Origin of the sequence: Silvania sp. (genome assembly GCF_051656365.1) — a bacterium.
In the GTDB taxonomy this organism is placed as follows: domain Bacteria; phylum Pseudomonadota; class Gammaproteobacteria; order Enterobacterales; family Enterobacteriaceae; genus Enterobacter; species Enterobacter hatchlandensis.
This window is the reverse complement of sequence record NZ_JBOGBT010000040.1, coordinates 77,882-88,122: the sequence shown is the minus strand read 5'-3', so window position 1 is coordinate 88,122 and position 10,241 is coordinate 77,882. Positions and strand designations below refer to the sequence as shown.

The 10,241-nt window shown below is 49.6% G+C and carries 9 protein-coding genes and 1 pseudogene; 4 read left to right on the top strand and 6 right to left on the bottom strand.

Features of this window, described 5'->3' with window-relative positions:
* Positions 1-346: 346 nt before the first annotated feature.
* A complete protein-coding gene (locus ACRDD5_RS08725; RefSeq protein WP_438676515.1) occupies positions 347-598 on the bottom strand; it encodes a DUF1471 domain-containing protein in 252 nt (83 codons plus the stop codon).
* Between the two features lie 155 nt (positions 599-753).
* On the opposite strand from ACRDD5_RS08725, the gene ACRDD5_RS08720 reads away from it, so the two are divergent.
* Positions 754-1,647 (top strand): LysR family transcriptional regulator, encoded by an 894-nt coding sequence (locus ACRDD5_RS08720; protein ID WP_438676514.1) that lies wholly within the window; start codon positions 754-756, stop codon positions 1,645-1,647.
* Positions 1,648-1,681: 34 nt separating this feature from the next.
* Here the strand turns inward: ACRDD5_RS08720 and ACRDD5_RS08715 are convergent, their stop codons facing one another.
* The 5 genes from ACRDD5_RS08715 to ACRDD5_RS08695 all read right to left on the bottom strand — a co-directional run bounded on the left by ACRDD5_RS08715 (position 1,682) and on the right by ACRDD5_RS08695 (position 6,639).
* Positions 1,682-2,671 (bottom strand): aldo/keto reductase, encoded by a 990-nt coding sequence (locus tag ACRDD5_RS08715; protein ID WP_438676513.1) that lies wholly within the window; start codon positions 2,669-2,671, stop codon positions 1,682-1,684.
* Positions 2,672-2,696: 25 nt separating this feature from the next.
* Positions 2,697-3,548, bottom strand: coding sequence for an aldo/keto reductase (locus tag ACRDD5_RS08710; protein WP_438676512.1), 852 nt, complete (start codon positions 3,546-3,548; stop codon positions 2,697-2,699).
* A gap of 344 nt (positions 3,549-3,892) precedes the next feature.
* Positions 3,893-5,053 carry an alkene reductase gene (locus tag ACRDD5_RS08705; RefSeq protein ID WP_438676511.1) on the bottom strand — a complete coding sequence of 387 codons (1,161 nt, stop codon included), beginning with the start codon at positions 5,051-5,053 and terminating at the stop codon, positions 3,893-3,895.
* Between the two features lie 171 nt (positions 5,054-5,224).
* On the bottom strand, positions 5,225-5,977 hold the full coding sequence (locus ACRDD5_RS08700) for a pirin family protein (protein WP_438676510.1): 753 nt from the start codon (positions 5,975-5,977) through the stop codon (positions 5,225-5,227).
* An 80-nt stretch (positions 5,978-6,057) separates the two neighbouring features.
* On the bottom strand, positions 6,058-6,639 hold the full coding sequence (locus ACRDD5_RS08695) for an isochorismatase family protein (protein ID WP_069476036.1): 582 nt from the start codon (positions 6,637-6,639) through the stop codon (positions 6,058-6,060).
* A gap of 168 nt (positions 6,640-6,807) precedes the next feature.
* On the opposite strand from ACRDD5_RS08695, the gene ACRDD5_RS08690 reads away from it, so the two are divergent.
* From ACRDD5_RS08690 to ACRDD5_RS08680, 3 genes and pseudogenes are all read left to right on the top strand, one after another.
* Complete coding sequence (locus ACRDD5_RS08690; protein ID WP_438676509.1) at positions 6,808-7,695, top strand: LysR family transcriptional regulator; 888 nt, start codon at positions 6,808-6,810, stop codon at positions 7,693-7,695.
* A 293-nt stretch (positions 7,696-7,988) separates the two neighbouring features.
* Positions 7,989-8,441: pseudogene (locus tag ACRDD5_RS08685) on the top strand (DUF4158 domain-containing protein); the annotation flags it as partial.
* A 304-nt stretch (positions 8,442-8,745) separates the two neighbouring features.
* A complete protein-coding gene (locus ACRDD5_RS08680) occupies positions 8,746-10,179 on the top strand; it encodes a glycoside-pentoside-hexuronide (GPH):cation symporter (protein ID WP_438676508.1) in 1,434 nt (477 codons plus the stop codon).
* The last annotated feature ends 62 nt before the right edge of the window (positions 10,180-10,241 follow it).

The window sequence follows — 10,241 nt, the reverse complement described above, 5'->3', positions numbered from 1 at the left end:
GAAGTGGCAATTACAATATGACGTGCTTTAACTGTGGTGAATTGTTTCGTGGCTATACTATTTTTTATATTTTAAAATTTTTTTGAGCGCGATCAATTGATGACAATGGCTAATGGAAAACCAGGAATATTCTTAATTTTGATATGAACGAATTAACCCGAACGAAACATTTTTTTTCCATTGGGTTACGTTTAGAAACACTGGAAGGAGAGGATTAACCGGGTAAAAGTCATCATCGGGGATGGGTGATTTATGCGCAGTGATGATGAAGGGAAATGGCTTGAAGTGTTAAGTGTTGAGGAAAGTCCATTTTCGATGACATCATCCCTGCCAGGACAATAACGGTTTATTTATAGATTTCTGCCACGCCATGCAGGCGATTCTTGCCAGTAGCTGACACTATTTTGTAGGTACTGGCCCCTTGTTCATCGGCCTTGCGAGAAAGGGCATTCGATAACTCATTCAGCGTATAAGCATTGCTGGCAGAGACCACGCCGATCTTCTCTTTGCCATCGGTCTGGGTAATGTGAACGGCCGCAGATGCGGCATTCATCGTCATTAACCCCATGAAAAGGAGCGTTGCGCGTGTTGCTTTCATGTTGTTTACCTCTTTAACTCAATATCAGCATCAGGTTGTTATTGCCATGGGTGCTTCACCATGACCTTATCTGGCACTATACCGATCCGGGCTGTCAGCAGACTGACGGCGATATGACAGCCATGTCAGTAACGGCGCTAAAAAGGAAACAGCCCATGCTTAAAGAAAACTTCAATGAACTGCAGATCTTCCTTGTGGTCGCCAGGGAGCGAAGTTTTACCAAGGCGGCAGGCAAGCTCGGAGTGTCCCAGTCGGCGCTGAGCCACGCGATGAAAGCGCTTGAAGAACGCTTAAACATCCGTCTTTTGACCCGCACGACCCGCAGCGTTGCCCCCACAGAAGCGGGCGAGAGAATCATTGCCTGCCTTGAACCGCGCTTTGCCGATCTCGAGCAGGAGCTGACATCACTGGTGCAACTGAATGGCACCGCCTCCGGCAATATCCGTTTATCGGCGGGCGAGCATGCCGCGCGGAGTCTGGTCTGGCCAAAGCTAAAACCCTTTCTCAGGCAATATCCGCAAATCAATGTCGAACTGGTGGTCGATAACGGCTTTGTCGATATTGTTGAAGGACGTTTTGATGCCGGGATCAGACTGGGAGAAAGCGTTAATAAGGACATGGTTGCCGTCAGGATTGGGCCGGATATGCGGATGGCGGTGGTGGGATCGCCAGACTATTTTGCCCTCAACCCGGTTCCTGAAACGCCGCACGACCTGCAGTACCATCGGTGTATCAATATGCGCCTGCCGACAGCCGGTGGTCTGTATCACTGGGAGTTCGAGAGGGAAGGGAAGCCGCTACGTGTCAGGGTTGAAGGGCAGGTAACCTTTAATCTGCTGGCAGAAAGAATTGATGCGGTGTTATCGGGTTTTGGCGTCGCCTGTGTTCCAGAGGACAGGGTTGAGGAATATATCCATTCAGGCGAGCTTATTCAGGTTCTGCAGGACTGGTGTCCGTCGTTCCCCGGGTACTACCTCTATTACCCCAGCCGCAAGCAGCATCCTCCCGCGTTTGCGCTGATGATCGATGCGCTGCGGTATTCAGAATAGCGGGCCCACAATACGCCGCGGGCCCGCTTGTGGATTAACGCCCTACGCGCGCCTGATGCTCTGGCGAATAGCGCTCGCCAACGATTTTTACCGTTTCAAGCGCCTGGGTAACCTGAAGCAAATCCTCCTGAGACAGGAGAATCTCAGCGGCACCCAGGTTTTCCTCCAGCCGATGCAGTTTGGTGGTGCCCGGGATAGGCACAATCCAGGGTTTTTGCGCCAGCAGCCATGCCAGCGCGATTTGTGCCGACGTCACCCCTTTCTCAGCGGCCAGCTCACTCAATAACTTCACCAGCTTTTCATTGGCTTCAATGGCCTCAGCGGCGAAACGCGGTACCGTGCTGCGGTAATCATCTTTGCCAAAGGTGGTGCCAGACGTAATCGATCCGGTGAGGAAGCCTTTGCCCAGCGGGCTGAAGGGCACAAATCCAATGCCCAGCTCTTCCAGCAGCGGCAGGATCTCTTTTTCAGGTTCGCGCCACCACATGGAATATTCGCTCTGCAGGGCTGTCACCGGTTGGACGGCATGCGCGCGACGAAGGGTCTGGGCACCCGCTTCGGAAAGACCGAAATGCTTAACCTTACCTTCCGCAATCAGGTCTTTCACCGTTCCGGCAACATCTTCTATCGGCACATTGGGATCGACGCGGTGCTGATACAGCAGATCAATCACGTCTGTTTTGAGGCGGCGTAACGATCCCTCAACGGCCTCGCGGATATGCTCCGGACGGCTGTTCAGAATCTGCTGCTTGTTGTCCGCACCGAAGGTAAAACCAAATTTGGTGGCGATAACCACGCGATCGCGAAACGGTTTTAACGCATCGCCGACAACCTCTTCATTCAGAAACGGGCCATACACTTCGGCGGTGTCAAAGAAGGTCACACCACGTTCAACCGCTCCACGAATAAGTTCGACCGCCTGGCGGGTGTCTGTTGCCGGGCCGTAGCCGTGGCTGAGCCCCATGCAACCGAGTCCGAGGGCCGACACTTCAAGCCCGGATTTACCCAAATAACGTTTTTGCATGTCATGCGTTCCTTTTTGCCGTGGCTTAGACGTCGAGTTTGCGGCCTGCCAGCCATTCAACGCGTGCCGGATCGCGGTGGGAGAAGAAGGCGCTGGTTGCGGTATCTATCGCGGTAATCTGTAGCATATCTTCTGCACTGAGCTCGAAATCGAGGATATTGATATTCTCTTGCATGCGTTCTATACGCACTGATTTTGCCAGCGAAACGATGCCGCGCTGGAAGATCCACCGCAGAACAACCTGGCCCACGCTTTTGCCGTATTTCTCACCGATGGCGGTTAGTTCAGGATGCTGGAACAGCCCGTTTTTACCTTCTGCAAAGGGTGCCCAGGCTTCCGGCTGAATGCCGCGGCTTTTCATCCACGGCACGGCATGCAGCTGCTGATTGAAGGGATTTACTTCAATCTGGTTAACCGCAGGGGTCACTTTGTTGAAGGCGATAAGATCGGCCAGTCTGTCCGGATGGAAATTGCTGACGCCAATCGCGCGAATCTTGCCAGCCTGTTGCAGCTCTTCCATGGCACGCCAGGCACCGTGGACATCGCCGTAGGGCTGGTGGATCAGATACAGGTCAACATAGTCCAGCTGCAGTCGGTTCAGGGAACGTTCGAACTGTGCTTTCGCACCGTCGTAGCTCGTGTCCTGCAGCCACAGCTTGGTGGTCACAAAGAGTTCATGGCGTGCAATCCCGCTCTGTTTCAGCGCGTTCCCGACCTGGGTTTCGTTCATATAGGACGCCGCCGTATCAATCAGGCGATATCCCGTGTCGATAGCATCGATGACGGCGCGCTCGCACTCGGCGGCATTCGTCATCTGAAAGACACCAAAGCCCAGCAGGGGCATGTCGAGACCGTTGTTCAGTTTTACCGTTTGCATGACGTTACCCTTCAGTTGTTGTGTCGATAAAGGATAACGCAGAGTGATTTAGTTGATTAGAGGGGGTAATTCGCTAGGGTTTATTAGGTGGATTCATCAATTTGAGGGGGCTGAAGGACGGCTTCGTGCCAGAAGCGGACGTTGCTATCAGCCCAACTCATCAATATTTTAAGTTACATATTGGTTAAGTATAAACGTGGGTATGACGAAACTGTCTACGTAGTGGGGTTAATGATGAGTCAGTAATATCATTAACCTGCAAGACAAGAGCAATATGGTCGGGCACTGAAATTAAAAAGAGGATATGCCTAAAGGCTTATCCTCTTTATTGGCATAATAAATTACTAAATTGAAGGATAATCAATATATCCTTCGACACCACCACCATAGTAGGTCGCCGGATCGGCACTGTTCAGTGGAGCCCCTGTTTTAACACGGCTGGTGAAGTCCGGGTTAGCCAGAATCATCTGGCCGTAAGATTCCAGTTCTGCAAATCCGGACTGGATATCATCACCGATGCTTTCTCTGCTTTTCCCGGGGCGATTCAGTATCAGCGGTTGCGCCCATAACGCCCGCAGTTCACCCAGCAGTGCCTCATTGCCCATATGCATAATGTGCAGGTAGCTCAGTCCGAGCTTATTCAGCTCAGCAACCAGGTAACGATAAAGCGCCGGACCTTCTTCACCTTCGTTAATACCCCAAATCTGACTGCCCGGGGAAAGACGGATCGCGGTTTTGCCTGCACCAATCTCATCTGCAATGGCTGCCGCCACTTCCAGCGCAAAACGGGCACGATTCTCAATGGAGCCGCCATATTCATCGGTACGCTGGTTGGCGCTTGGTGCTAAAAACTGGTGTATCAGATAGGCATTAGCACCGTGGATTTCTACGCCGTCGGCACCGGCCTCAACAGCACGCCTTGCCGCATAGCGGAAATCAGCAATCGTGCTGTGGATTTCTTCCGTCGTCAGTTCGCGAGGCACTGGAATATCCTGCATGCCGGTTGCAGTAAACATTTGTACGCCGGGGGCAATAGCGGAAGGAGCCACGCCCTGACGATGGTGCGGCGTATTGTCAGGATGATTCATGCGACCAGTATGCATAAGCTGGATGAACAGATGACCCCCCTTATTGTGAACGGCTGAAGTGATTTGTTTCCAGCCAGCCACGTGCGCGTCAGTGTAAATACCAGGCGTCATTAAGTAACCCTGTCCGTCATCGCTGGGCTGTGTCCCTTCTGCAACGATAAGACCTACCCCGGCGCGCTGTGCATAGTATTCAACCGCAAGGTCAGCTGGCGTGCCGTCATATTCAGCACGGCTACGGGTCATAGGAGCCATCACCAGACGGTTGTTCAGCGTTAAATGCCCGAGTTTGAACGGGGTGAATAATTTATCCATTTTTCTTTTCCTGTGTCCTGATAAGAAGATAGGTCGATAGAACAGGGCTGCATTAATAAAGAACACAAAATTAATGCAGCTGTTCAGCATGCTGACTGGATACATAAATAGATTCAGTAATATCTTATTTTGAATATTGAATTAAAATGAAAAATCAATATCCGGATGCAGGGTGATAAAAATCATCCGGCGTTGGGCAGTAATCAATTCAAAGTGCTGTATTCCGCCGGTTAACTGAAAAATGACTGAGCTGCCTGTGAAATTTTATAAATACCATTACAGGCGCGGGCGCATATTTCCACTGAACATGCCGCCACGGAACACTTTTGCCGTCGGGTCAGTGGTGAAGAGCACCAGATCAGTGGTGTCCAGTGCGGTGACGGTGTGAACGTCGTCGCTTTCGATAATAATACTCTCACCCGCCTTAAGGGCGGTTTCACCAATCCGTGCAGTGCCTTCAAAGACATAGAGCAGGCGCACCACGTTTCTGAACGGAACAGCTGGCAGCTTCAGCTCGCTACCTTTCGCAAGCCGCGTGTCCTGTACCCACGTCTGAGAACGGAAAGTTAACGGCGCGTTTTCAGGGCCGGCAATCAGCCGCCAGTTATTGTCACTGTAAGGCGTGCCAAAGTCATGGAACTGAACCTGTGGTGCCAGGTCGCTTTCTGAGGGGCGAATGAAAATCTGCAGACATTGCATTGTCTCGCCGTTTTCCCCCAGAATGCGCTCTTCATGCTGGAAGGTGTGTCCGGCGTTCATTAGCATCAGTCGGGTATCAGAAATTTCTTCCTCATTACCGACCGTATCCAGATGCAGCATTCTGCCTTTACGCATATAGGTGAGAATTTCATCATCCTTATGGGGATGCATTGAAATCACCGTGCCTGCTTTGACATTTGCCTGGTCAATACGGCCAATTGCACCAATACCACTGTCGTCTGAATTTTGAACCATTCCCGGCCAGAGAATATCGATACCGAAACCGCCCGAGCCATGCTGATGTTTACTGCTGTTTTCTATTTTAAGCATTGTCATTACCCTTCTGTCCGGGAACGCAAACCCGAACGTATGGCGTAAAACGCGACCGAACGGGCATGCCGGTTTATTCCTTACTGAAAGGATTCCATTAATACCTGGACCAGCTTCTCCCCCTGAGGTGTTGCCCAGCTTCCTGCCAGCTCAGCAATCAGCTGATTGGTTGTGGTCAGGGTAATGCCATTTTTGTCCATGCGGCGTAGCGCAATGTCATCAGCCATTTTGGTTGGTGAAGCACCGGCGTCAGCTACGACCTGCACATCAAAGCCTGCTGCAACCAGCGTCAGTGCCGGGTATACCGTACACACGTCATTGGTCACGCCCGCAATAATCAGTTTTTTCCTGCCAGTCGCCTTAACCGCGGCTGCAAAGTTCTCATCGTCCATGGCGTTAACGATGCCCAGGCGTTTGATTCTTGCTTCAAACTCTGTTGGCAGAATGGTTTTCAGTTCTTCAACTAGTGGGCCCTGTGCATACTCTTCCATGCTTGAGGTCAGTACCACCGGCATATTCAGAATTGCAGCAGATTTGGCCAGCATCAGTGCATTACGTTTAAGTTCTTCAAAAGGCATGGATTTGGCCCAGCCCATGGTGCCGACCTGATGGTCAATTAACAGCATGGCAGCGTTATCAGCGGTGAATTTTTCAAAGCTCATGGTATTTATCCTGTGGATTATAATTAAGTACCTGATACTTAAGAGCTCTTATCAGGGTTTAAGCAGGCTTTTTTCATCTCCCCTGCGAATGATTAAAGTATAGCCTGTTAGTTTTTGGGATAAATAGCTAATATCAGAATTGAATATTCCACTCATGGCACAATCAACATGGAACTTCTCAACCACATGTCTTACTTTGTCGAGGTCGTCAAAGCACGCAGTTTTCGTGGTGCAGCTGAAGCCCTCGGCATGCCTAATTCCACGCTATCGCGTAAAATAAACGAGCTTGAAAAGTTTATCGGCCTCAGACTGTTACACAGGACGACACGTAAGATTGAACTGACCGAAGCCGGTCAGATTTATTACGAACGAAGCCGGCGCATCATTGATGAAGCGCGTCTGGCGCATGAACAACTGGGTTCTCTCCTTGCTCAGCCACAAGGCATGTTGCGGGTCTCTTTACCGGCCGATTTTGCAGTCGTTATTCTCGCGCCGATTATCAAAGCGTTTTCGGACTGCTATCCGGGTATCAGCTTCGATTTTGATTTAACACCGAGAAATGTTGATTTGGTGTCAGAGCCCTATGACCTGGCTGTTCGCATGGGAAGTCTGCCCAATTCTGGCCTCATTGCGCGTAAGCTCGGATCGCTTACGCGCGGCCTTTACGCATCCCCCGACTATTTAGTTCTGAATGGCACTCCCGGTAACCCTGATGAGCTGACGGATCATGAATGTATTGGTATGCGGCAGGATAAACCCGGTCACTGGAACTTACAGCGCGAAGGGAACCGGATTAGCCTCAGAGTTTCCGGGCGTTTTCAGATGAACAGCATTGGTATGATGCGTCGTTTTGCCTCAATGGGTGCAGGCATTGCGATTTTGCCTGACAAAATTGTCGGGGAAGACGTTGCGGATAATAAACTGATCAGGGTATTGCCTGACTGGAAGGGGGAAGTGGTCACGATTTATGCTCTGACTGAAACGCGACTGCTACCCGCGAAAACTCAGGTGTTTATTGAATTTATGCGTGAAAGACTGAACGAGAAGGCGGATTGACACGCGTTGTGTTGCTCCCGGTCATACTCATTACAGTGACCGGGTATTGGGTTATTTACCGCTGATTGTACCCACCATAACGGCTTCACAAATCGCCCTCCAATGAAAAATGAATACTTAAATGAGTTTATCTTATTTTTCACCTCAATAAGCCTGAGAGCCTTAAATCATTGCAGCTAACCCGGACTCCTTTCTACATATCTGCTGCAATCAAAATGTCCGCTTCTCGCTCAATGCAGTCCCTCAGTTCCACGCCCCGTCCGCTCCGAGCCAGAAGCGGGCTTTGCTGATGTTACTTTAAGGATTTAACCCAGGTTCTACCAGGTGTTCAGCATTTTGTCGCTATACAGCTTAATATACGCCGTCCGTAAGTCCTCTCTCGCTATGCCGAACGTGAAACCACTTGCAGGGAACATATCGCGCAGATAATGGAGTGTTACGGCTATCATGAATTTGGTTATTTTCAGTGGACTTTCCGGCTGAAACGCCTGCTTTACCCCCGTGCATGGCTCAGTAATGAAAACCCCGGTCTGATGTTTGATTTTGCTACCGAGTTGCTGCTTCAGAATAAGCTTCTGTTGCCCGAAGCAACCACACTTGTATGTTTCGTCACTGAGCTGCGGGGAATTCCTGAGGGGCAGCGCATTTCGCCACTGGAACAACTGAAAAAGGGGCCGGTCACCGTCAGCGGTCTGGCGTTCACTGAAGCGCTGGAGCGGTATACCCGGCTGCGAAACCTTGAGTTTTTCCCGACTGAATTAGAGTTAAAACTCCCTTCAAGCGAAATTTGAAGCTCGGTTTTCTGAAAATTTTCGTTAATACTATCTGACGAATAACCAAATTATAGTGAGGGCAACATCCGTTTTTATGTAACGAAAAGACATGTGTCCTCGCTTACATTTTTCGCTTTCCTCACCTTCTATAGTGTACGCACACTGTTGTGTGTCACGTGATTCTGCATGTCCACGGCGGGCTCAATTTTTCCATTTTTTCGTGGGTACTTCCATAACGGTCAGTACTTTATATCCAAGTTTATTCAATGAGGTGTATATGTCTGCTTCAGTAATTGAAAAGCAGAGCGCTTATGAGAAGCTCAGCCTGAGAGAAAAGGTTGGTTACGGTATGGGTGATGCAGGTTCCTGTATGATCTGGAGCGTTCTGGCACTTTACCTGACCTGGTTTTATACCGATGTTTATGGACTGGATCCTGCGATTGTCGGGACGTTATTTCTGGTTATTCGTATTTTCGATGCATTTAGCGACCCCGTGATGGGGGCTATTTGCGATCGCACCCAAAGTCGTTGGGGTAAATTCAGACCGTGGCTACTGTGGATGGCAATACCCTTTGGTTTGGGGGCGATATTGATGTTCACCACGCCAGATCTGAGCATGAATGGGAAAATAATTTATGCCTGGGTGACCTATCTGGTTATGTCTCTAATTTATACTGCCATCAATATTCCCTATTGCTCAGTCGCCGGTGTCATTACGCTTAATCAAAAAGAGCGTATGAGCTGTTTGTCATGGCGCTTCTTCCTGAATGGTCTGGCGACGCTTATCGTCTCATCGACTATCTTACCTCTGACCGACTGGCTGGGTAATGGCAGCCGGGCTTCCGGCTTTCAGATGACTATGATAATCATGGGTGGGGCCGCCACCTTAATGTTCCTTTTCTGTTTTTCCAGTATTAAGGAACGTGTTGTTTCAGTAAAAGCCAATGAATCGTTAAAACGTGACCTGCAAGACATCATTAAAAATGATCAATGGCTACTGATGATTTCTATAACCTTCCTTAACGTTTTCCCCGCTTTTATTCGTGGGGCGGTCACGATTTATTATGCAACTTATGTTATGCATGCTTCTGTCGGGTTTATTACCTTCTTTATGGCGCTGGGAGTTGCATGCAATATGTTGGGAAGTATTATTGCCAAACCCCTTACCGATCGCTTTGATAAAATTAAGCTTTTCCGCGTACTCAACGTTATTCTTGGAATACTGTCATTCGCATTGTGGTTTGTTAACCCTGCGTCACTGACGCCGCTGTTATCCCTATTTATCATCATTAATGTTCTGCACTTAATTCAGTCAGGCCCCATCCTGTGGGCTATGATGTCCGACGTTGACGACTACGGTGATTGGAAATTTGGCAAGCGCCTGACTGGCATCTCATTTGCGGGCAACCTGTTTATGTTGAAAATGGGCCTAGCTGTGGCCGGAGCAATCGTTGCATGGGTTCTGTCCTCTACCGGTTACATCGCCAATAAGCCGCAGCAGAATCCTGAGACGGTCCAATGGATTATCATCATGTTCTCGCTCATGCCAATGCTAAGCTATTTTGTCAGCGCATATTTAGCGCGTTACTTTAAATTAAACAATGCACTCCTCGAAAGAATAAAAGTCGATCTGGCAAAGCGCGAACTGGAAAATAACCGTGCGCAACCTGCGGAACTGGCTGACTCTATGACTATTCAGTCCTCACATTGATTTTTAATAAAAGTGCCCCCGAGCGGGGGGCGCGATTTTTAATTGTGTTTTAACGACTCAGG

Bases quoted from the DNA above. Each gene is read 5' to 3' on its own strand.
- ACRDD5_RS08690 (WP_438676509.1), top strand. From the start codon at position 6,808: ATGGAACTTCTCAACCACATGTCTTACTTTGTCGAGGTCGTCAAAGCA.
- ACRDD5_RS08680 (WP_438676508.1), top strand. From the start codon at position 8,746: ATGTCTGCTTCAGTAATTGAAAAGCAGAGCGCTTATGAGAAGCTCAGC.
- ACRDD5_RS08725 (WP_438676515.1), bottom strand. From the start codon at position 598: ATGAAAGCAACACGCGCAACGCTCCTTTTCATGGGGTTAATGACGATG.
- ACRDD5_RS08710 (WP_438676512.1), bottom strand. From the start codon at position 3,548: ATGCAAACGGTAAAACTGAACAACGGTCTCGACATGCCCCTGCTGGGC.
- ACRDD5_RS08705 (WP_438676511.1), bottom strand. From the start codon at position 5,053: ATGTATCCAGTCAGCATGCTGAACAGCTGCATTAATTTTGTGTTCTTT.
- ACRDD5_RS08695 (WP_069476036.1), bottom strand. From the start codon at position 6,639: ATGAGCTTTGAAAAATTCACCGCTGATAACGCTGCCATGCTGTTAATT.
- ACRDD5_RS08700 (WP_438676510.1), bottom strand. From the start codon at position 5,977: ATGCTTAAAATAGAAAACAGCAGTAAACATCAGCATGGCTCGGGCGGT.
- ACRDD5_RS08720 (WP_438676514.1), top strand. From the start codon at position 754: ATGCTTAAAGAAAACTTCAATGAACTGCAGATCTTCCTTGTGGTCGCC.
- ACRDD5_RS08715 (WP_438676513.1), bottom strand. From the start codon at position 2,671: ATGCAAAAACGTTATTTGGGTAAATCCGGGCTTGAAGTGTCGGCCCTC.